General features: G+C 50.3%; 19 protein-coding genes, 2 pseudogenes and 1 other annotated feature. Of the genes and pseudogenes, 7 read left to right on the top strand and 14 right to left on the bottom strand.

Going from position 1 to position 21,244, the window contains the following annotated elements; translation table 11 throughout:
* Window positions 1-52: 52 nt before the first annotated feature.
* Both nhaR and nhaA read right to left on the bottom strand, forming a co-directional pair.
* A complete protein-coding gene (nhaR, locus tag A1WG_RS09125; RefSeq protein WP_000062876.1) occupies window positions 53-958 on the bottom strand; it encodes a transcriptional activator NhaR in 906 nt (301 codons plus the stop codon).
* Window positions 959-1,017: 59 nt separating this feature from the next.
* Window positions 1,018-2,184, bottom strand: a complete 1,167-nt coding sequence (gene nhaA, locus A1WG_RS09130; RefSeq protein ID WP_000681378.1) for a Na+/H+ antiporter NhaA — start codon at window positions 2,182-2,184, stop codon at window positions 1,018-1,020.
* A gap of 582 nt (window positions 2,185-2,766) precedes the next feature.
* Between nhaA and mokC the strand changes: the two genes are divergently transcribed.
* Window positions 2,767-2,919 (top strand): type I toxin-antitoxin system toxin MokC, encoded by a 153-nt coding sequence (mokC, locus tag A1WG_RS0122000; RefSeq protein WP_000809168.1) that lies wholly within the window; start codon window positions 2,767-2,769, stop codon window positions 2,917-2,919.
* Window positions 2,920-3,023: 104 nt separating this feature from the next.
* Here the strand turns inward: mokC and dnaJ are convergent, their stop codons facing one another.
* Together dnaJ and dnaK are read right to left on the bottom strand one after the other, a co-directional pair.
* The gene (dnaJ, locus tag A1WG_RS09135; RefSeq protein ID WP_001118463.1) at window positions 3,024-4,154 is read right to left on the bottom strand and encodes a molecular chaperone DnaJ; all 1,131 of its coding nucleotides are present in this window, start codon (window positions 4,152-4,154) and stop codon (window positions 3,024-3,026) included.
* 88 nt (window positions 4,155-4,242) lie between these two features.
* Window positions 4,243-6,159: a molecular chaperone DnaK gene (gene dnaK / locus A1WG_RS09140; RefSeq protein ID WP_000516135.1), complete on the bottom strand. Its 1,917-nt coding sequence runs from the start codon at window positions 6,157-6,159 to the stop codon at window positions 4,243-4,245.
* A gap of 376 nt (window positions 6,160-6,535) precedes the next feature.
* On the opposite strand from dnaK, the pseudogene A1WG_RS09150 reads away from it, so the two are divergent.
* From A1WG_RS09150 to satP, 3 genes and pseudogenes are all read left to right on the top strand, one after another.
* Window positions 6,536-6,736: pseudogene (locus tag A1WG_RS09150) on the top strand (DUF2541 family protein); the annotation flags it as partial.
* A gap of 29 nt (window positions 6,737-6,765) precedes the next feature.
* Window positions 6,766-6,879: pseudogene (locus A1WG_RS25115) on the top strand (hypothetical protein); the annotation flags it as partial.
* Window positions 6,880-7,027: 148 nt separating this feature from the next.
* The gene (satP, locus tag A1WG_RS09155) at window positions 7,028-7,594 is read left to right on the top strand and encodes an acetate uptake transporter (RefSeq protein ID WP_000528538.1); all 567 of its coding nucleotides are present in this window, start codon (window positions 7,028-7,030) and stop codon (window positions 7,592-7,594) included.
* 193 nt (window positions 7,595-7,787) lie between these two features.
* On the opposite strand, the gene mog is transcribed toward satP, so the two are convergent.
* The gene (gene mog / locus A1WG_RS09160; RefSeq protein WP_001517716.1) at window positions 7,788-8,375 is read right to left on the bottom strand and encodes a molybdopterin adenylyltransferase; all 588 of its coding nucleotides are present in this window, start codon (window positions 8,373-8,375) and stop codon (window positions 7,788-7,790) included.
* 114 nt (window positions 8,376-8,489) lie between these two features.
* The gene (gene tal, locus A1WG_RS09165; protein ID WP_000130186.1) at window positions 8,490-9,443 is read right to left on the bottom strand and encodes a transaldolase; all 954 of its coding nucleotides are present in this window, start codon (window positions 9,441-9,443) and stop codon (window positions 8,490-8,492) included.
* A gap of 279 nt (window positions 9,444-9,722) precedes the next feature.
* On the opposite strand from tal, the gene A1WG_RS09170 reads away from it, so the two are divergent.
* A complete protein-coding gene (locus A1WG_RS09170) occupies window positions 9,723-11,153 on the top strand; it encodes an alanine/glycine:cation symporter family protein (protein ID WP_001517715.1) in 1,431 nt (476 codons plus the stop codon).
* A 69-nt stretch (window positions 11,154-11,222) separates the two neighbouring features.
* Window positions 11,223-12,002: a peroxide stress protein YaaA gene (yaaA, locus tag A1WG_RS09175; protein WP_001517714.1), complete on the top strand. Its 780-nt coding sequence runs from the start codon at window positions 11,223-11,225 to the stop codon at window positions 12,000-12,002.
* A gap of 164 nt (window positions 12,003-12,166) precedes the next feature.
* Here yaaA and A1WG_RS0121995 read toward each other — a convergent pair whose 3' ends face one another.
* The 7 genes from A1WG_RS0121995 to yjjY form a co-directional block, all read right to left on the bottom strand.
* Complete coding sequence (locus tag A1WG_RS0121995; RefSeq protein WP_032159450.1) at window positions 12,167-12,493, bottom strand: DUF2502 domain-containing protein; 327 nt, start codon at window positions 12,491-12,493, stop codon at window positions 12,167-12,169.
* Between the two features lie 213 nt (window positions 12,494-12,706).
* Window positions 12,707-13,993, bottom strand: coding sequence for a threonine synthase (gene thrC / locus A1WG_RS09180; RefSeq protein WP_000781035.1), 1,287 nt, complete (start codon window positions 13,991-13,993; stop codon window positions 12,707-12,709).
* Window positions 13,994-14,926: a homoserine kinase gene (gene thrB / locus A1WG_RS09185; protein ID WP_001517712.1), complete on the bottom strand. Its 933-nt coding sequence runs from the start codon at window positions 14,924-14,926 to the stop codon at window positions 13,994-13,996.
* Between the two features lies 1 nt (window position 14,927).
* Window positions 14,928-17,390, bottom strand: a complete 2,463-nt coding sequence (gene thrA, locus A1WG_RS09190) for a bifunctional aspartate kinase/homoserine dehydrogenase I (protein WP_001517711.1) — start codon at window positions 17,388-17,390, stop codon at window positions 14,928-14,930.
* 25 nt (window positions 17,391-17,415) lie between these two features.
* Window positions 17,416-17,535, bottom strand: a sequence feature (Thr leader region).
* The gene (thrL, locus tag A1WG_RS0121985; protein WP_001386572.1) at window positions 17,471-17,536 is read right to left on the bottom strand and encodes a thr operon leader peptide; all 66 of its coding nucleotides are present in this window, start codon (window positions 17,534-17,536) and stop codon (window positions 17,471-17,473) included. Its footprint overlaps the feature before it by 65 nt.
* Before the next feature lie 213 nt (window positions 17,537-17,749).
* Complete coding sequence (locus A1WG_RS09195) at window positions 17,750-18,436, bottom strand: tRNA/rRNA methyltransferase (protein WP_001517710.1); 687 nt, start codon at window positions 18,434-18,436, stop codon at window positions 17,750-17,752.
* 399 nt (window positions 18,437-18,835) lie between these two features.
* Window positions 18,836-18,976, bottom strand: coding sequence for a YjjY family protein (yjjY, locus tag A1WG_RS0121980; RefSeq protein ID WP_001303782.1), 141 nt, complete (start codon window positions 18,974-18,976; stop codon window positions 18,836-18,838).
* A gap of 95 nt (window positions 18,977-19,071) precedes the next feature.
* On the opposite strand from yjjY, the gene arcA reads away from it, so the two are divergent.
* Complete coding sequence (gene arcA, locus A1WG_RS09200; RefSeq protein WP_001194358.1) at window positions 19,072-19,788, top strand: two-component system response regulator ArcA; 717 nt, start codon at window positions 19,072-19,074, stop codon at window positions 19,786-19,788.
* 58 nt (window positions 19,789-19,846) lie between these two features.
* On the opposite strand, the gene creD is transcribed toward arcA, so the two are convergent.
* Window positions 19,847-21,199: a cell envelope integrity protein CreD gene (gene creD, locus A1WG_RS09205; protein ID WP_000920292.1), complete on the bottom strand. Its 1,353-nt coding sequence runs from the start codon at window positions 21,197-21,199 to the stop codon at window positions 19,847-19,849.
* Between the last annotated feature and the right edge of the window lie 45 nt (window positions 21,200-21,244).

Raw genomic sequence — 21,244 nt, 5'->3', positions numbered from 1 at the left:
TATGCCAACGAGCAAAAGCAGGCCAACACTGTAGCCTGCAAAGTACGAATGGCTATTTCGCGGCTGAAGTAAACAGCGCAGAGTAATCTGTATTGCAAATACGCTGTACCGCAGGGTGCTGGATCATCCTTTCGGCAAAAATCGCATGGTACTCTTCCATGACGTTCTCAACGCGACCAATCTCCACAACCGAGTTATCGGTATAAAAATCATTGGCGTAAAGTGAAGGTGCAACAAAAATAGCATTGTGCGTCGCACCAAAGGCTTTCATCAACGCCGCATCATCAAACTCCCCCAGAATTTCAACATTCAATCCCTGGGAGTTAAACCAGTTTAATAGCTTGCGTCCCAACATTGAGCGCCGCCCCGGTATAAGTAAGCGACGTTGCTCCAGACAGGCTGGAAACGGTTTTTCTGGCAGCGGGTTAGTGCACCAGAAACTGACACCACACTCGCCAATTTTTATGGAAAATAGCCCCTCCTGCTGGGTGGAGTCGATCGGACAGTCAGAGATGATCATATCCAACTTATGCTGACTCAGTTGCTCCAACAGCATCTCGTGCGTCGATTCAAAGCAGCGTAGATGGATCTGCTCGTCTTCTACAACTGCGGCATCCAGAACACTGCTGACCAGGCGTTTCGAAAGTGCATCTGCAACGCCAACATCAAACAATAAGTTAGACTCTTTGCGATAGTTGACGATATCCAGCATTTCCTGGCTTAACGTGAACATTTTATCGGCATAGCGATAAACCAGTTCCCCCAGTTCACTGGGTTCCAGGCCACGTCCTTTGCGCTTAAATAGTTTCCCTTGCAGGCGCTCTTCCAGCGCCCTGATCTGCCCGGTAATCGTTTGTGGTGTTAAATAAAGCGCCTCCGCTGCGCCAACCACAGAACCTTCTTTGTAGACATGCCAGAAGTAATACAAGTGGTTGTAATTGATATGAGACATGCTCATTTCTCTCCCTGATAACAATGAAAAGGGAGCCATTTATGGCTCCCCGGTACATCGCCCGATCAAACAGATGGACGTAGACGAATGCGTAGCCAGCTATATCCAATTACCGCCGAAGAGATTGAACCGACCAGAATGCCTAATTTCGCCCAGTTAATCAGTTCTGGATCTACGCTACCAAAGGCCAGGCTGGCGATAAAAATAGACATAGTAAAACCGATACCGCACAGGATCCCAACAGCCATAATTTGCTGATAAGTCGTTCCCTCTGGCAGATGTGCCAGCTTCAAACGCAGCGCCAGCCAGCAGAACAGACTAATACCCAGCGGCTTGCCAATCAGCAAACCGGCGATGATCCCTAATGGCAGAATGGAGGTCAGGCCATCCAGCGTCACGCCTTGCAGAGAAACACCAGCATTGGCAAAAGCAAATAGCGGCAAGATCAGATAAGCCACCCACGGATGCAATACATGCTCCAGGCGCTTCGCCGGAGAACGCCCATGTTTCTCTTTTAACGGAATAAAGAAGCCAACAATAACCCCAGCCAGCGTTGCGTGGACGCCTGATTTCAGCACGGCCGTCCACAGCACCACACCAACCAGAATATAAACCCCTGTACGGCGCACGCCACACATGTTCAACACAGCGAGTACAGCAATCGCCACTGCAGCAACGCCAAGAGAAGCCATCGACAAGTCATTGGTGTAAAACAAGGCGATGATAATGATGGCACCAAGATCATCGATAATAGCCAGCGCCATCAAAAAGATCTTCAGCGCTAACGGCACACGGCTTCCCAATAACGCCAGTACACCAAGCGCAAAGGCAATGTCAGTAGCCGCCGGGATCGCCCACCCTTCACGAGTGATAGGATCAGCATAGTTAAAAGCCAGATAGAGCAATGCCGGGACAATCATCCCGCCGATAGCGGCAATGACCGGAAACGCAGCCTGCCGCAGGCTGGCCAGCGATCCTTGCATCAGTTCGCGTTTAACTTCCAGACCAACTAACAGGAAAAATATCGCCATCAGTGCGTCATTTATCCATAACAGCATGTTTTTGTTGATCTCAAGTGAACCAACCCGAAGCTGAACCGGCGTTTCAAGAAAGTCGTGATACCATCCACTGGTTGCGCCGCTGTTGGCCATAATCATCGCCAGAACAGCGGCAATAATGAGAATAATGCCTCCCGAGGCATCACTACTAAAGAATCGATGCAGATGTTTCACTTTTTATTTCTCTTTCAGGTGAATAGATCGTTTTTACTATTTTACCCCGCAAGAATCATCGTTAAAATCAGATTATAATGTAGGAATAGTTCGCTTTTTACGATCTATAAAGGAGGTTGCGTCACCAGCGGAGGAAGATTTTTTGACGCCCGAAAGCGGTGGCTGATGACCTCAAAACTCAATAATCATAGCTTAAGGTCACGATTTCTGAAGGATTTATTCGGAAAAGTAATAATTAATTTGTGGTAAGCCAGAGCTGTTTGTTAGGGCGATATTTCAAATATATCCAACTTGTCCTCAATAATTGCAATAAAGGGACAAATCAACGTTAACTAATTGAATCCTTAAAAATTACGCCATAAAAATGCGAGGCGTCTTCAGGATTGGGGTTGATATAATCAAATGGATTAAAGTGAATAGTATAATAGCGGCGGGTGCTTGAGGCTGTCTGTCTCAGGCATTAGCTGGATGGCAGATAGAGAAAAGCCCCGAGTGATATTTTACCATCAACCCGAGGCCCCCTATATGCTGAACACATGTAGAGTGCCTCTTACTGACCGTAAGGTCAAGGAGAAGAGAGCAATGAAGCAGCATAAGGCGATGATTGTCGCCCTGATCGTCATCTGTATCACCGCCGTAGTGGCGGCGCTGGTAACGAGAAAAGACCTCTGTGAGGTTCACATCCGAACTGGCCAGACGGAGGTTGCTGTTTTCACGGCTTACGAATCCGAGTAAGAGCAACGGCGGGGAGTAATCCCCGCCACTTTACAGGTGCTCGCATATCTTCAACGCACCCTTGTTTTTACCCAAGCCTGCCCACGGGTAGGCTTTTCAGGAAATTAGCGAGTCAGGTCGTCAAAAAACTTCTTCACGCCGTCGAAGAAACTCTTCGAACGCGGGCTGTTGTGCTCGCCGGTTGGGCCTCCGAAGCTTTCTTGCAGATCTTGCAGCAGTTGTTTCTGCTTCTCGTTCAGACCTACCGGTGTTTCGACCACGACGCGGCACAGTAAATCCCCCTGCGCACCGCCGCGGACAGACTTCACGCCTTTACCACGCATGCGGAACAGCTTACCGGTCTGGGTTTCTCCAGGCACTTTCAGTTTGACGCGACCATCGAGGGTCGGCACTTCGATTTCACCACCAAGTGCGGCCATCGCGAAGTTGATCGGCACTTCGCAATACAGGTTGTTACCTTCACGTTCGAAAATCGGGTGCTGTTTAACCTGAACCTGGACGTACAGATCGCCTGCTGGTGCGCCGTGCTCGCCCGCTTCACCTTCGCCCGCAAGACGGATGCGGTCTCCAGTGTCCACCCCTGCCGGGATTTTAACGGACAGCGTTTTGCTACGCTCAACACGACCATGACCATGACATTTGTTGCACGGATCTTTGATCAGCGTACCTCGGCCCTGACAGTGTGGACAGGTCTGCTGCACGGCAAAGAACCCCTGGCGCATCTGCACTTGACCAGAACCATGACAGGTCGGACAGGTCTGCGGTTGCGTACCCGGTTTTGCACCGCTACCGTGGCAAACGTCACACTCTTCCAGAGTCGGAATGCGGATCTCTTTGGTCACGCCACGTACAGCTTCTTCGAGGGTGAGCTCCATGTTATAGCGTAAATCAGCACCACGCGCCGCACGTTGACGACCACGTCCGCCGCCAAAAATATCGCCAAAAACGTCACCAAAAATATCGCTGAAGTCTGCGCCGCCGCCAAAACCGCCGCCGCCCATGCCGCCTTGCTCAAACGCCGCATGACCATACTGATCGTATGCCGCACGTTTTTGCGAATCGGTCAGAACTTCATAAGCTTCCTTGATCTCTTTAAATTTCGCCTCGGCCTCTTTGTCACCCTGGTTACGGTCCGGGTGATATTTCATGGCCAGGCGTTTATAGGCCTTTTTGATTTCACGCTCTTCCGCAGTTTTGGAAACGCCTAAAATCTCGTAATAATCTTGCTTAGCCATCTTTTTTAATTTGCCCCTAGATGAATGCACGGGCGGAGAGGAAAATCCCCTTCGCCCGTGTCAGTATAATTACCCGTTTATAGGGCGATTATTTTTTGTCTTTGACTTCTTCGAATTCAGCGTCGACAACATCGTCATCTTTCGCGTTGTTTGCAGAAGCATCAGCACCGGCAGTCTGCTGCTGGGCATGTTGCTGCTGGGCGATTTCCATCAGTTTCTGGGAAACCTGTGCCAGTTCCTGCATTTTCGCTTCGATAGCGGCTTTGTCTTCACCTTTCAGAGCAGTTTCCAGCGCAGTCAGCGCAGACTCGATGGCAGTTTTGTCGTCAGCCGGCAGTTTGTCGCCTGCTTCTTCAACCTGCTTACGGGTGCTGTGCAGCAGATGGTCGCCCTGGTTGCGAGTCTGTACCAGCTCTTCAAACTTACGGTCTGCTTCGGCGTTAGCTTCAGCGTCGCGTACCATTTTCTGGATTTCATCTTCGTTCAGACCAGAAGAAGCCTTAATGGTGATCTTCTGCTCTTTACCGCTGTTTTTGTCTTTCGCAGAAACGTGCAGGATACCGTCAGCATCGATATCGAAGGTAACTTCGATCTGCGGCATACCGCGCGGTGCCGGGTTGATACCATCCAGGTTGAACTGACCCAGAGATTTGTTATCAGCCGCACGTTTACGTTCACCCTGCAGCACGTGGATGGTTACTGCAGACTGGTTGTCTTCAGCGGTAGAGAACACCTGGCTGTGCTTGGTCGGGATAGTGGTGTTTTTCGCGATCAGCGTCGTCATCACACCGCCCATGGTTTCGATACCCAGAGACAGCGGGGTAACGTCCAGCAGCAGTACGTCTTTCACGTCGCCAGTCAGTACACCACCCTGAACGGCAGCACCGATTGCCACAGCTTCGTCCGGGTTAACGTCTTTACGCGGCTCTTTACCAAAGAATTCAGCAACTTTCTTCTGAACCATTGGCATACGAGTCTGACCACCAACGAGGATAACATCGTCGATATCAGATACGGACAGGCCAGCGTCCTGCAGAGCAACTTTCAGCGGCTCGATGGAACGGTTCACCAGGTCTTCTACCAGGCTTTCCAGTTTTGCACGAGTCACTTTGATGTTCATGTGTTTCGGACCGGTCGCGTCTGCAGTGATGTACGGCAGGTTAACGTCGGTCTGCTGAGCAGAAGACAGCTCGATTTTCGCTTTTTCTGCCGCTTCTTTCAGACGCTGCATTGCCAGCGGATCGTTACGCAGGTCAATGCCCTGATCTTTCTTGAATTCTTCAACCAGGTAGTTGATCAGGCGGCTGTCGAAGTCTTCACCACCCAGGTGGGTATCACCGTTGGTTGCCAGAACTTCGAAGGTTTTTTCACCGTCAACTTCGTCGATTTCGATAATGGAAATATCGAAAGTACCACCACCAAGGTCATAAACAGCGATAGTACGGTTGCCTGTACCTTTGTCCAGACCGTAAGCCAGTGCAGCGGCGGTCGGTTCGTTGATGATACGTTTTACTTCCAGACCAGCGATACGGCCTGCGTCTTTCGTTGCCTGACGCTGAGCATCGTTAAAGTATGCCGGTACGGTGATAACTGCTTCAGTTACCGGTTCACCCAGGTAATCTTCTGCAGTTTTCTTCATTTTTTTCAGCACTTCGGCAGAAATCTGCGGCGGTGCCATTTTCTGGCCTTTAACTTCGACCCATGCGTCGCCGTTATCAGCAGCAATAATTTTGAACGGCATGATGGAAACATCACGCTGTACTTCTTCGTCCTGGAAGCGGCGGCCAATCAGGCGTTTAATCGCAAACAGGGTGTTTTGCGGGTTCGTCACTGCCTGACGTTTAGCCGGCTGACCAACCAGAGTTTCACCATCCTGGGTATAGGCAATGATAGAAGGCGTGGTGCGATCGCCTTCGGCGTTCTCCAGCACACGAGGAGTGGTGCCATCCATAATCGCTACACAAGAGTTGGTAGTACCCAGGTCGATACCAATTATTTTACCCATCTAAACGTCTCCACTATATATTCGGTCATCATGTGGTTGTGAGTCTGTAATAGGGGCGAAACGTCTGGTTTCAACTGCCCAATTTCATTTTTTTGCAGACTCACTCACTGCGGTTGACTACTAAATGGGGTCGTAACCCACGTCATCAAGGGGGAGATGCAAAAATTTTTTGTGCTTTTGCGCAGAAATTTCGCGATATGGCGGAAGAAGACGAGAAACGGACTGGAATTTAATTCCTATAAAGGATGAATTCAACACAAAATTATCACCAAAAAATTGTAATAAAAATAACATATTACGTTCATGCGTCATGTTTTCCCTGCCAACAAACCAGTCGCTATTTGTCCTCCTGGTGCTCCCCACAAGGAGAATCCTTATGAAATCTGTTTTTACGATTTCTGTCAGCCTGGCTATTGGCCTTATGTTGTGCTGTGCCGCGCAGGCTAACGACCATAAAATCCTCGACGTCATTGCCATGACGCGTAATGAAACTAACGATCCCGCACTGCAATGCCCCGTTTGCCGCGTTGTAAAACACATACAACTCACCGCCGATCATGGCGATTTACAGTTAAGCGACTTTTAAAGCGAGTCAGGGAGGCCTGTGGCGCAGCATTAAATGGGGTTAAAGCCGTCAGCGGTAGCGTCCTTCGCGTCACGATCCCGGCACTACTACAAATCGCCTTCCTGCGGCGAATAGTTAACACCACTCAAGTGTGATACCTGATACCGGGGAAAATTTTCATTTTCCCATCAAAAGATCATAGACACTGCCCCACTGGCTGATTATTATGCCGCGCCCCGAAAACACTACAGTTATTCAGGGAAATTATTTCACCATTCATTCGATGATGATTTTTGAGGAATTATGGGCAACACTAAGTTGGCTAACCCGGCACCGCTGGGCCTGATGGGCTTCGGCATGACCACCATTCTGCTTAACCTGCACAACGTGGGTTATTTCGCTCTGGACGGTATTATTCTCGCCATGGGCATCTTCTACGGCGGTATCGCGCAAATTTTTGCCGGTCTGCTGGAGTATAAAAAAGGCAACACTTTCGGCTTAACTGCCTTCACTTCTTACGGCTCTTTTTGGTTGACGCTGGTTGCGATTCTGCTGATGCCGAAACTGGGTCTGACCGACGCGCCGAATGCGCAGTTCCTCGGTGTTTATCTGGGGCTGTGGGGCGTGTTTACGCTGTTTATGTTCTTCGGCACGCTGAAAGGTGCACGCGTTCTGCAATTCGTTTTCTTCAGCCTGACCGTGCTGTTTGCCCTACTGGCTATCGGTAACATTGCCGGTAACGCTGCGATCATCCACTTCGCGGGCTGGATAGGTCTGATCTGCGGTGCCAGCGCGATCTACCTGGCAATGGGTGAAGTGCTGAACGAGCAGTTTGGTCGCACCGTTCTGCCAATTGGTGAATCCCACTAATTGCTTGATATCCCCCGCACGGGGGATATCAGCGTGCGCTTTATTCATGCCGGATGCGGCGTGAACGCCTTATCCGGCCTACATAATCATGCAAATTCAATATATTGCAGGAAGATCGTAGGCCTGATAAGCGTAGCGCATCAGGCAGTTTTGCGTTTGTCATCAGTCTGATCCCCCCGCCTGGGGGGATTTTTTATTCGCTAACTTCACGTCTTGCACTCTTCGGTCTGAATGCCGCTACCACTTCAGGTGCCGTTTCAACGTATGGTCCTTCCAGCAACTGAATGCAGTACGGCACACTGGCAAAAATACCGTGCACCACGACATTGCCCTCGCCATCCTTCACGCCTTCCAGCGTCTCTTTGATGGACTTCGGCTGACCAGGCAAATTAAGAATCAATGCCTGTTTACGAATCACGCCCACCTGCCGCGAAAGGATCGCGGTTGGTACAAAATGCAGGCTAATCTGGCGCATCTGTTCGCCAAAACCCGGCATCTCGCGATCGGCTACTGCCAACGTTGCATCGGGTGTCACGTCACGGCGCGCGGGGCCAGTACCGCCGGTTGTCAGCACCAGATGGCAACTCATTTCGTCCACCAGCTCACACAAGGTTTGCTCAATGATCGCCTGCTCATCAGGGATTAAACGGGTTTCCAGCTCAAATGGCGTCGTCAGCGCCGATGCCAGCCACTCTTCCAGTGCAGGAATGCCTTTATCCTGATAAACGCCGCTGGACGCGCGATCAGAAATGGAAACTAAGCCGATACGTAAAGTATTCATCAAGATTTTTCCGTTTAAACAGTCTCGTTAAACAGAATGATACACTGCGAAGGGAGTGACAGACAGGCTTCAGAAGAGGTAGCGTGACCGACTTCCCGGCCACGCTAAGAATGATTACAGCAGAGCGCCGATCATTTTTTCCAGTTTTTCCTGGTCAACAGCAAACTTACGGATACCTTCCGCCAGTTTATCTACAGCCATTGGATCCTGGTTGTGCTGCCACAGGAACTCGGACTCAGTGATACGTGCCGGACGCGCTTTCACTTCGCCAGTGTAGGACAGTTTACGTTCAATAGCCCCTTCGCTCTCTGCCAGTTCTTTCAGCAGTGCCGGAGCAATGGTCAGACGGTCGCAACCTGCCAGTTCCAGAATTTCACCGATGTTACGGAAGCTTGCGCCCATAACCACGGTTTCATAACCATGCTCTTTGTAGTACTGGTAGATTTCCGATACAGAAACCACGCCAGGATCTTCTGCCGGAGCGTACTCTTTCTTGTCGGTATTGGCTTTGTACCAGTCAAGAATACGGCCAACAAACGGAGAGATCAGGAATACGCCAGCTTCTGCACAAGCACGCGCCTGTGCGAAGGAAAACAGCAGAGTCAGGTTACAGTTGATACCTTCTTTTTCTAGCTGTTCAGCAGCACGGATACCCTGCCAGGTAGACGCCAGTTTGATCAGAATACGATCGTTGCTGATACCCGCATCGTTGTAGAGCTTGATCAGACGTTTTGCTTTTGCAATTGACGCTTCGGTGTCATAGGAAAGACGCGCATCAACTTCAGTTGAGATACGGCCAGGAACCAGTTTCAGGATTTCCAGACCAATGTTTACTGCCAGTTTGTCAGTCGCGTCCACGATTTGCTGTGCGCGATCGTTGCTCTGCTGTTTCGCCCATGCGACAGCATCATCAATCAACTTGCGGTATTCCGGAATCTGCGCTGCGTTAAGAATGAGAGAAGGGTTGGTTGTGGCATCCTGCGGTTGATACAGCTTCATTGCCGCGATGTCCCCAGTGTCGGCCACTACAGTGGTGTACTGACGAAGGGAGGTCAATTTGTCCGTCATGATAGTATTTCTCTTTAAACAGCTTGTTAGGGGGATGTAACCGGTCTGCCCTGATGATATCACGACGCAACGACAGCGCAACCGCAGACGAGAGGGTTATCGCCAGGCGAGACTGTTTAGGTTTTCTGACACTGCGTTGATATCGCTCGCCATTTTTAAGCAAAAACTCAAGTATGCTACACAAGCGTTATCTACCAATGCACATCGTATATAATTCTTAATCAATTGGTAACGTTTACACAGGAATGTAACCGCGTGCCGGCGACAAGAGGGATACGAATGCCTGACTTTTTCTCTTTTATTAACAGTGTTCTATGGGGATCAGTGATGATCTACCTGCTCTTCGGCGCAGGTTGCTGGTTCACTTTTCGCACCAGATTCGTTCAGTTTCGCTACATTCGCCAGTTTGGCAAAAGTCTCAAAAATAGCGTTCATCCACAACCGGGGGGCTTAACGTCTTTTCAGTCACTGTGTACCAGTCTTGCCGCGCGCGTCGGCAGCGGTAACCTCGCCGGTGTTGCGCTGGCCATTACTGCCGGTGGACCCGGTGCCATCTTCTGGATGTGGATTGCCGCGTTTATCGGCATGGCGACCTCTTTTGCCGAATGTTCCCTTGCCCAACTTTATAAAGAACGTGACGCTAATGGGCAGTTTCGCGGTGGTCCGGCATGGTATATGGCGCGTGGATTGGGGATGCGCTGGATGGGCGTGCTATTCGCTATCTTTTTGCTCATCGCCTACGGATTGATTTTCAGCGGTGTTCAGGCAAACGCCGTCGCCCGCGCGATGCATTTTGCGTTTGATGTTCCACCATTAGTAACGGGCATCATACTCGCTGTCTTTGCCCTGTTGACGATAACCCACGGTATTTATGGTGTCGCCCGACTGATGCAATGGTTTGTCCCTGTAATGGCATTAATTTGGGTACTCGCCAGTCTGATCATTTGTGCGATGAATATCGAGCAACTTCCTCACATCATTTGGTCTATTTTTGACAGCGCCTTTGGCTGGCAGGAAGCGGCAGGCGGCACCGCGGGTTACACCCTGAGCCAGGCAGTTACGAACGGCTTTCAGCGCAGTATGTTTTCTAATGAGGCGGGAATGGGGTCGACACCAAATGCAGCGGCGGCGGCAGCATCCTGGCCGCCGCATCCGGCAGCACAAGGTATTGTTCAGATGATCGGCATTTTTATCGACACCCTGGTCATCTGCACGGCAAGCGCCATGCTAATATTGCTGGCCGGAAACGGTACAACCTATATGCCGCTGGAGGGTATTCAGCTTCTCCAGAAAGCGATGCGAGCACTAATGGGTTCCTGGGGGGCAGAGTTTGTCACAATAGTGGTGATTCTGTTTGCCTTCAGCTCTATCGTCGCCAATTACATTTATGCGGAAAATAACCTTTTCTTTTTACGTATGAACAACACTAAAGCGATCTGGTGTCTGCGTATCTGCATCTTTGCCACCGTGATTGGTGGCACGCTACTTAGCCTCCCCATGATGTGGCAACTGGCTGATATTATTATGGCGTGTATGGCGATCACTAATCTGACCGCTATTTTGCTGCTCTCTCCGGTAGTGCATACCATTGCCAGTGATTATCTGCGCCAGCGTAAACTCGGCATACGCCCGATGTTTGATCCGCTGCGCTACCCGGACATCGGCCAGCAACTCGCACCTGATACGTGGGATGATGTTTCGCAGGACTAATCACAACTATCGATCAATTCATCCGCATTTTTTGCTACAGTCGCTGTAAATTTCCTGCAAGGACTGGATATGCTGATTCTGATTTCACCTGCGAAAACGCTTGATTATCAAAGCCCGTTGGCTACCACGCGCTATACGTTGCCGGAGCTGTTAGATCACTCACAGCAGCTTATTCACGAAGCGCGGAAGCTGACCCCCCCGCAGATTAGCACGCTGATGCATATCAGCGACAAACTGGCGGGTATCAACGCCGCTCGCTTTCATGACTGGCAGCCAGATTTCACGCCGGAGAATGCCCGGCAGGCGATTCTGGCGTTCAAAGGCGATGTCTATACCGGTTTGCAGGCCGAAACCTTCAGCGAAGAAGATTTCGCTTTTGCCCAGCAGCATCTGCGTATGCTTTCCGGTTTGTATGGCGTACTGCGTCCACTCGATTTAATGCAGCCATACCGTCTGGAAATGGGGATCCGTCTTGAGAACGCCCGGGGCAAAGATCTGTACCAATTCTGGGGTGATGTGATCACCAACAAGCTGAACGAGGCGCTCGAAGCGCAAGGCGATCAGGTAGTAATTAACCTGGCGTCAGATGAGTATTTTAAATCAGTGAAACCGAAGAAACTGAATGCTGAGATTATCAAGCCGGTGTTCCTCGATGAGAAGAACGGCAAGTTTAAGGTTATTAGTTTCTACGCTAAGAAAGCGCGCGGCCTGATGAGTCGTTTTATTATTGAGAATCGCCTGACCAAACCAGAACAACTGACTGGCTTTAATCGTGAAGGTTACTTCTTTGATGAAGCCACCACCTCCAGCAATAGCGAACTGGTGTTTAAACGCTACGAGCTGCGTTAAGTTTGCGGTAAATGCCGGATACGGCGTAAACGCCTTATCCGGCCTACAAAAGCATGCAGATTCAATATATTGTAGAGATCACGTAGGCCTGATAAGTGTAGCGCATCAGGCAATTTTGCGTTTGCCATCAGGCTCAAATGCCGGAGGTCATCCGGCAGTTATGTTTACCGATGGTGTCTGTCCGGACCTGGACGATGATCGCCGCCGTGATCGTTTCGATGATCTCCGCGGTGATCATTTCGATGATCATTATACCAATTATGGTGCGGCTGCGATCCGTGTGGGTGCCAGCGATTATCTCGCCATTCGTAATTTCTATACCACCAGTTATGGTCACGCCAGTAACCGCCATCCCAGTAGTAACCGCGATGATCGCGATCGCCAATCTGTAATTTCACTGATGGTACTAGCATTATTTCCTCTGCCTGCGCTGCCATAGGAGCGACCAGAATCAGGGAAAGTGCGAGCAGGATAGATTGCATCTTTTTCACAGGTGACTCCTTTTATCATTGCCAGTTATGGGCCGATATCCGGAGCTTACGGTAAAAGAATCCCCGTTGTCATTCTCTACAATTAAAAGAGCTAAGTTACCGCATTTATTGAAAATTTCTCCTTTTTTTCTGTCGATTTTTCTCATATTTTCTCCACAAAAAAGCCGAACTGCATAAACGCAAGCCCGGCCATTTTCAGGAAATTAATGGATACTACTTATGATTCATCATCAGCTTGCGCAGCGCGGCAAAATCAGCGGGCAGATTATGAGAAAGCAGCGGTAAATCAGCACGTTCTGCCAGCTCTTTTGGCAGCTCCAGCGTTTCACCAAGAATTACCTCCACGCTCTCTTTAAATTTCGCCGGATGCGCGGTGCCGAGGAACAGACCATATTCGCCTGGGTGAAGCTGGTCACGCAGCGCACGGTAAGCCACGGCAGCATGCGGTTCTGAGGTATATCCCAGATCTTTTAATTCGCGCATCGTCTGCCGGGTCGATTCATCATCCACCGCCGCATAGCCCAACTCCTTCAATTGCCAAATTTTGCGGCGGAACAACTCTTCTACACGCGGCCAGTTATTCGGCTGGCTAACATCCATCGCATTGGATAATGTCGCCTGGGTGGCTTTTGGCGACCACTGCCCGTCGTGCAGGAAACGCGGCACTGTATCGTTAACGTTAGTGGCAGCGATAAAACGCTTCACCGGCAGACCGAGAGATTTTGCCAGCAGGCCTGCAGTTAAATCACCGAAGTTACCGCTTGGCACCGAGACAACCAACTGGTTCCGCGCCTCCTGCGGCAACTGCGCCACAGCCTCAAAGTAGTAGCAAATCTGCGCCAGCAACCGGCTGATATTAATGGAGTTAGCTGAGTTCAGCCCAAGCGCCACTTTCAGCTCTTCATCATCAAACGCCTGCTTCACCAGTGCCTGACAGGCATCGAAATCGCCGTCGATAGCGACAGTTTCAATGTTGCCGCCTAATGTACAGAACAGTTTTTCTTGCAGTGGACTGATTTTGCCGCGCGGATAGAGGATAACCACTTTTACATTCGGTAAACCATAGAACGCGTGAGCCACTGCCGCCCCGGTATCGCCGGAGGTCGCGGTCAGAATAGTCACCGGTTTATCGCCCGCAATATGAGTCAGCATTTGCGCCATAAAGCGGCCGCCGAAATCTTTAAATGCCAGCGTTGGCCCGTGGAACAGTTCCAGGCAACCGACATCGCTTGTAACTTTGGCAACCGGAGCCGGGAATGCAAACGCTGCACGCACGCGCTCTTCCAGTGCGTCCTGCGGGATCTCATCACCAATAAACGCTGAGAGGATCTTCGCGCTGCGGGTAACGAAATCCAGCTTCAGCATCTCATCAATTTCGGTCAGACTAAATTCCGGTAGATCGTGCGGAAAAAATAGCCCCTGATTTTTACCCAACCCCTGCGTTACGGCTTGCGCAAAGCTGACCTGTTCGTTGTGATCTTTCAGATTGTAGAGTTTCATTTAGTTTTCCAGTACTCGTGCGCCCGCCGTATCCAGCCGGCAAATATGAACAAAACCTTCCTGATTTTGCAGGTAGTTCTTACCCAACCAGTCAGCAACGCGTTGGGCGGTATCCAGCTTGTCACACAGAGCGAACAAGGTCGGGCCAGAGCCGGAGATACCGCTCGCTACTGCGCCGATTTCCGCTACCGCCTGCCGTGCCTGCCTGAAGCCCGGCAGTAAACGTTCACGGTAGGGTTCAGCGATAACATCTTTCATCAGCTTCGCGGCAAGCTCAGGCTGACGGGAATAGCAGGCGTGAATGAAGCCCGCCAGATGCCGCCCGTGAGCAATGCAATCCTGACGGCGGTACTGCGCCGGTAAAATAGCCCGAGCTTCTGCCGTCGAGACTTTAATCCCCGGATACGCCAGCACCCACAACCACTCATCAAACCCCGGCACCTGCTGGCTGATGATGCCGTTTTCTTCGATCATCAACTGCATACCGCCAAGAAAGCACGGAGCCACATTGTCGTAATGAATGCTGCCAGAAATACGCCCTTCCAGCTCGCCCATCAAGGCCAACAGGCGGGTATCGTTGAGCGGCTTGCCACAGTGCTCATTCATCGCGACCAGTGCCGCGACCACTGAACAGGCGCTGGAACCTAAGCCAGAACCGATCGGCATATTCTTTTCCAGGGTCATCGCCACTGGAATTTGCTTGCCCAGTTCCTGGCAAAAACGCTCCCAGCACTGATAAACGATATTTTCTCGCGGTTCTGACGGTAGTTTGTCGGCAAACTGTCCGAGGTTGTTGAGACTGAATGCCTCTGCCGCCTCAACCGTCACCACATCCCCAAGCAATTCGCCATCAACAGGCGTTACCGCCGCGCCGAGCACATCAAACCCGACGCTCATATTGGCACTGGAAGCCGGAGCATAAACTTTAACCATTTCAGACTCCTAACTTCCATGAGAGGGTGCGTAGCAGATCGGCAAAGACACCGGCAGCCGTAACATCATTGCCCGCGCCGTAACCGCGCAAAACCAGCGGCAGCGGCTGATAATAGTGGCTATAGAAGGCTAATGCGTTTTCGCCGTTTTTCACTTTGAACAGCGGATCGTTACCATCCACTTCAGCAATCTTCACGCGGCAGACACCATCTTCATCAATGTTGCCAACATAGCGCAAAACTTTGCCTTCATCACGAGCCTTCGCCACGCGTGCGGCAAAGAGATCGTCAAGCTGTGACAGGTTCGCCATAAAAGCCGCAACATCTCCCTCAGCCTTAAACCCGGCTGGCAGCACAGGTTCGATTTCAATATCCGCCAGTTCCAGTTCACGCCCGGTTTCACGGGCGAGAATCAACAGCTTACGCGCCACATCCATACCGGACAGGTCATCTCGCGGATCCGGTTCGGTATAACCCATTTCCCGCGCCAGCGTGGTCGCTTCAGAGAAGCTCATACCTTCATCTAACTTGCCGAAGATAAACGAGAGCGAGCCAGAAAGAATGCCGGAGAATTTCATCAATTCATCGCCAGCGCTGAGCAAGTTTTGCAGGTTCTCAATAACCGGCAATCCCGCACCGACATTGGTGTCGTAGAGGAATTTACGCCGTGATTTTTCCGCCGCGTAACGCAACTGATGGTAGTAATCCATCGACGAGGTGTTGGCCTTTTTATTCGGCGTCACCACGTGGAAACCTTCACGCAGGAAGTCGGCATATTGATCCGCCACCGCCTGGCTGGAGGTGCAGTCGACAATCACCGGGTTCAACAGATGATATTCTTTCACCAGGCGAATTAAACGCCCGAGATTAAACGGCTCTTTGGCTTGCGCCAGTTCTTCCTGCCAGTTTTCCAGGTTAAGGCCATGCACATTGGTCAGCAACGCCTTCGAGTTGGCAACGCCGCAGACACGTAAGTCGATATGTTTGTTCTTCAGCCAGCTTTGCTGACGCTTCAGTTGCTCCAGCAGCGCACCGCCAACGCCACCGACGCCAATCACAAAGACTTCGATAACCTGATCGGTATTGAACAGCATCTGGTGGGTTACACGCACACCCGTCGTCGCGTCATCGTTATTTACCACCACGGAGATTGAGCGTTCAGAAGACCCCTGGGCAATGGCGACAATATTGATATTGGCGCGAGCCAGCGCGGCAAAGAATTTCGCTGAGATCCCGCGCAAGGTGCGCATACCATCACCCACCACCGAAATTATTGCCAGTCGTTCAGTGACCGCCAGCGGCTCCAGTAAACCTTCTTTTAGTTCAAGGTAGAACTCTTCCTGCATCGCCCGTTCGGCGCGTGCACAGTCGCTTTGTGGAACGCAGAAACTGATACTGTATTCGGAAGACGATTGGGTAATCAGCACCACCGAAATTCTGGCACGTGACATTGCAGCAAACACACGCGCCGCCATGCCAACCATCCCCTTCATTCCTGGACCGGAAACGCTGAACATCGCCATATTATTCAGATTGGAAATCCCTTTTACCGGTAGTTCGTCTTCGTCACGGCTGGCGCCAATAAGCGTACCGGGCGCTTGTGGGTTTCCGGTGTTTTTAATCAGGCAAGGGATCTGGAACTGGGCGATAGGGGTAATGGTGCGAGGATGAAGAACTTTAGCGCCGAAGTAAGAAAGCTCCATCGCTTCCTGATAGGACATCGACTTCAACAACCTCGCATCGGGCACCTGACGCGGGTCGCAGGTATAAACACCGTCAACGTCCGTCCAGATCTCGCAGCAATCGGCGCGTAAACAAGCAGCCAGTACCGCAGCGGAGTAGTCGGAACCATTGCGCCCCAGCACCACCAGTTCGCCTTTTTCATTACCGGCGGTGAAACCAGCCATCAGCACCATGTGGTCAGCCGGAATGCGGCTTGCAGCAATACGGCGGGTAGATTCGGCAATATCGACGGTAGATTCGAGGTAATGACCGACTGCCAGCAGTTTTTCGACCGGATCGATAACGGTAACGTTGTGACCGCGCGCTTCCAGTACACCGGCCATAATAGCGATCGACATTTTTTCACCACGGCAGATAAGCGCAGCGTTGATGCTGTCCGGACATTGTCCCAGCAGGCTAATACCGTGCAGGACATGCTTAATTTGGGCAAATTCTTGATCGACAAACGTTTTCAGTTGCGCCAGCGGGAATCCCGGCTGGGCGGCGGCGAGTCCAGTCAGAAGTTCGGCAAAAATACGTTCGGCATCGCTGATATTGGGTAAAGCATCCTGGCCGCTAATGGTTTTTTCAATCATCGCCACCAGATGGTTGGTAATTTTGGCGGGGGCAGAGAGGACGGTAGCCACCTGCCCCTGCCTGGCATTGCTCTCCAGAATATCGGCAACCCGCAGAAAACGTTCTGCATTTGCCACTGATGTACCGCCGAACTTCAACACTCGCATGGTTGTTACCTCGTTACCTTTGGTCGAAAAAAAAGCCCGCACTGTCAGGTGCGGGCTTTTTTCTGTGTTTCCTGTACGCGTCAGCCCGCACCGTTACCTGTGGTAATGGTGATGGTGGTGGTAATGGTGGTGCTGATGCGTTTCATGGATGTTGTGTACTCTGTAATTTTTATCTGTCTGTGCGCTATGCCTATATTGGTTAAAGTATTTAGTGACCTAAGTCAATAAAATTTTAATTTACTCACGGAAGGCTACCCGTCCATAAGCTGCTGGCAAGTGCTCTTTTTTTAATCCACACTGAGACATATTTCCCGTTGCAGTCAGAATTAAAACCTAAAGATAACATTCCCTACAGTTTTTTATTTGGTGATATTTTTTTCAATATCATGCAGCAAACGGTGCAACATTGCGGTGTCTCGTTGCTCTAAAAGTCCCAGGCGTTGTTGTAACCAGTCGATCAGTTTTGTGTCATCTGCCACCGCTAACGTCGTTAACAACGACATGACTCGTTCGCGTAAAGCACGCAGTTGATGTTGGTCTGCCGTTGCGTCACTTTTCGTCGGTTGTTGTATTAATGTTGCTAATTGATAGCAATAAACCATCACCGCCTGCCCCAGATTAAGCGAAGGGTAATCTGCCACCATCGGCACGCCAGTAAGAATATCAGCCAGCGCCAGTTCTTCGTTTGTCAGACCGGAATCTTCCCGGCCAAATACCAACGCCACATGATTCATCCACGTCGATTTTTCCTCCAACAACGGCACCAGTTCCACCGGCGTCGCATAGTAATGATATTTCGCCCGGCTACGCGCAGTGGTGGCGACAGTAAAGTCGACATCGTGTAAAGATTCAGCCAGTGTTGGAAAAACTTTAATATTATCAATAACATCACCGGAGCCATGTGCAACCCAGCGGGTGGCGGGCTCCAGATGGGCCTGGCTATCGACAATGCGCAGTTCGCTAAATCCCATTGTTTTCATTGCCCGCGCCGCTGCACCTATATTTTCTGCTCTGGCGGGTGCGACCAGAATAATCGTTATACGCATGTTGCTACTCTTCTTGACCAAATAACCGCGAACAGGGTGATGAATGTCAACTTACTGCGCGGAGAGAATTTACAAAATATTAACGCAAGTCGCAGAAAAAGCCCTTTACTTAGCTTAAAAAAAGCTAAACTATTTCCTGACTGTACTAACCGTTTAATTGTTAAAAAATGCTACATATCTTTCTGTTTACTTAGGATAATTTTATAAAAAATAAATCTCGACAATTGGATTCACCACGTTTATTAGTTGTATGATGCAACTAGTTGGATTATTAAAATAATGTGACGAAAGCTAGCATTTGGATACGATGATTTCATCAAACTGTTAACGTGCTACAATTGAACTTGATATATGTCAACGAAGCGTAGTTTTATTGGGTGTCCGGCACGTCTTAGCCTGTTATGTCGCTGTTAAAATGGTTAGGATGACAGCCGTTTTTGACACTGTCGGGTCCTGAGGGAAAGTACCCACGACCAAGCTAATGATGTTGTTGACGTTGATGGAAAGTGCATCAAGAACGCAATTACGTACTTTAGTCATGTTACGCCGATCATGTTAATTTGCAGCATGTATCAGGCAGGTCAGGGACTTTTGTACTTCCTGTTTCGATTTAGTTGGCAATTTAGGTAGCAAACATGCAGACCCCGCACATTCTTATCGTTGAAGACGAGTTGGTAACACGCAACACGTTGAAAAGTATTTTCGAAGCGGAAGGCTATGATGTTTTCGAAGCGACAGATGGCGCGGAAATGCATCAGATCCTCTCTGAATATGACATCAACCTGGTGATCATGGATATCAATCTGCCGGGTAAGAACGGTCTTCTGTTAGCGCGTGAACTGCGCGAGCAGGCGAATGTTGCGTTGATGTTCCTGACTGGCCGTGACAACGAAGTCGATAAAATTCTCGGCCTCGAAATCGGTGCAGATGACTACATCACCAAACCGTTTAACCCGCGTGAACTGACTATCCGTGCACGCAACCTGCTGTCTCGTACCATGAATCTGGGTACTGTCAGCGAAGAACGCCGTAGCGTTGAAAGCTACAAGTTCAATGGTTGGGAACTGGACATCAACAGCCGTTCGTTGATCGGCCCTGATGGCGAGCAGTACAAACTGCCGCGCAGCGAGTTCCGCGCCATGCTTCACTTCTGTGAAAACCCTGGCAAAATTCAGTCCCGTGCTGAACTGCTGAAGAAAATGACCGGCCGTGAGCTGAAACCACACGACCGTACTGTAGACGTGACGATCCGTCGTATTCGTAAACATTTCGAATCTACGCCGGATACGCCGGAAATCATCGCCACCATTCACGGTGAAGGTTATCGCTTCTGCGGTGATCTGGAAGATTAATCGGCTTTACCACCGTCAAAAAAACGGCGCTTTTTAGCGCCGTTTTTATTAGCCAACATTATTTCCAGATACGTAACTCATCGTCCGTTGTGACTTCTTTACTGATTTTCATTTTCGGCATTGAAAACGCATACCAGTCGATATTGCGAGTCACAAACATCATACCTGCCAGCGCCACCACCAGCACACTCGTCCCCAACAACAGCGCGCTATCGGCAGAATTCAGCAGTCCCCACATCACGCCATCCAGCAACAACAAAGCCAGGGTAAACAACATGCTGTTGCGCCAACCTTTTAATACCGCCTGCAAGTAAACACCGTTCATTAACGCCCCTATCAGGCTGGCGATTATCCAGGCCACGGTAAAACCGGTATGTTCAGAAAACGCCAGCAAGAGTAAATAAAACATCACCAATGACAACCCCACCAGCAAATATTGCATTGGGTGTAAACGTTGTGCGGTTAGCATTTCAAAAACAAAGAAGGCCATAAAAGTCAGCGCAATGAGCAAAATGGCGTATTTGGTCGCCCGGTCCGTTAATTGATACTGATCGGCTGGCGTAGTGACTGCGACGCTAAACGCCGGGAAATTGTCCCAACGGGTATTATTGCCTGAAGCAAAACGCTCACCGAGGTTATTGGCAAACCAACTACTTTGCCATTGCGCCTGAAAACCGGTCTCGCTGACCTCCCGTTTTGCGGGCAAAAAATCACCTAAAAAACTGGGGTGCGGCCAGTTACTGGTTAAGGTCAATTCGCTATTACGCCCCGTCGGCACCACGGAAAGGCTCCTTGTTCCGCTTAAATTCAGCGCCATATTCAGCTTCAGGTTCTGCTTCAGCCAGTTCCCTTCGGTTAAAGGAATATGCACGCCCTGCCCGCCTTGCTCTAACCCTGTTCCGGGTTCAATGGTCAGCGTCGTTCCGTTAAGTTCAGGTGCTTTCACCACCCCAATACCACGCGCATCACCTACACTAATCACAATAAACGGCTTGCCTAAGGTGATATTGGGCGCGTTGAGTTCGCTAAGACGCGAAACGTCAAAATCGGCTTTTAGCGTTAAATCACTGTGCCAGACCTGACCGGTATAAATGCCTATCTTCCGTTCTTCCACGTTCTGATTGCCATCAACCATCAACGACTCAGGTAACCAGAAATGGATAAAACTTCGTTTCCGCTCCACGGTTTTTTCTTCTTCCTGCACCGTATAAAGCTCAGTTACAGGGATAGCGATGAGCGGCCCGACCAACTTTTGCGACCCACTGGTGCTTTGACGAATTGCATCCTCAACATCACTACGGTAATCGGCACGTTCGACAATCACCTGCCGAATCAACATTAATGGAATTAACAGCAGCAACACGGCACCAAACAAAGTGGCCATTTTCCAGAACAGGGGGGATTTCAACATAGTCTTCTCCTTTGCGATGGCTGCAGTGTATGAAGACTATGTGGG

It is taken from the genome of Escherichia sp. KTE96 (assembly GCF_000408525.1).
GTDB lineage: Bacteria > Pseudomonadota > Gammaproteobacteria > Enterobacterales > Enterobacteriaceae > Escherichia > Escherichia marmotae.
This window is presented reverse-complemented; position numbering and strand designations above follow the sequence as displayed.

Excerpts from the sequence above, each read along its gene's own strand:
- nhaR (WP_000062876.1), bottom strand. The coding sequence starts at position 958 with ATGAGCATGTCTCATATCAATTACAACCACTTGTATTACTTCTGGCAT.
- mokC (WP_000809168.1), top strand. The coding sequence starts at position 2,767 with ATGAAGCAGCATAAGGCGATGATTGTCGCCCTGATCGTCATCTGTATC.
- dnaJ (WP_001118463.1), bottom strand. The coding sequence starts at position 4,154 with ATGGCTAAGCAAGATTATTACGAGATTTTAGGCGTTTCCAAAACTGCG.
- dnaK (WP_000516135.1), bottom strand. The coding sequence starts at position 6,159 with ATGGGTAAAATAATTGGTATCGACCTGGGTACTACCAACTCTTGTGTA.
- satP (WP_000528538.1), top strand. The coding sequence starts at position 7,028 with ATGGGCAACACTAAGTTGGCTAACCCGGCACCGCTGGGCCTGATGGGC.
- mog (WP_001517716.1), bottom strand. The coding sequence starts at position 8,375 with ATGAATACTTTACGTATCGGCTTAGTTTCCATTTCTGATCGCGCGTCC.
- tal (WP_000130186.1), bottom strand. The coding sequence starts at position 9,443 with ATGACGGACAAATTGACCTCCCTTCGTCAGTACACCACTGTAGTGGCC.
- A1WG_RS09170 (WP_001517715.1), top strand. The coding sequence starts at position 9,723 with ATGCCTGACTTTTTCTCTTTTATTAACAGTGTTCTATGGGGATCAGTG.
- yaaA (WP_001517714.1), top strand. The coding sequence starts at position 11,223 with ATGCTGATTCTGATTTCACCTGCGAAAACGCTTGATTATCAAAGCCCG.
- thrC (WP_000781035.1), bottom strand. The coding sequence starts at position 13,993 with ATGAAACTCTACAATCTGAAAGATCACAACGAACAGGTCAGCTTTGCG.
- thrB (WP_001517712.1), bottom strand. The coding sequence starts at position 14,926 with ATGGTTAAAGTTTATGCTCCGGCTTCCAGTGCCAATATGAGCGTCGGG.
- thrA (WP_001517711.1), bottom strand. The coding sequence starts at position 17,390 with ATGCGAGTGTTGAAGTTCGGCGGTACATCAGTGGCAAATGCAGAACGT.
- A1WG_RS09195 (WP_001517710.1), bottom strand. The coding sequence starts at position 18,436 with ATGCGTATAACGATTATTCTGGTCGCACCCGCCAGAGCAGAAAATATA.
- yjjY (WP_001303782.1), bottom strand. The coding sequence starts at position 18,976 with ATGACTAAAGTACGTAATTGCGTTCTTGATGCACTTTCCATCAACGTC.
- arcA (WP_001194358.1), top strand. The coding sequence starts at position 19,072 with ATGCAGACCCCGCACATTCTTATCGTTGAAGACGAGTTGGTAACACGC.
- creD (WP_000920292.1), bottom strand. The coding sequence starts at position 21,199 with ATGTTGAAATCCCCCCTGTTCTGGAAAATGGCCACTTTGTTTGGTGCC.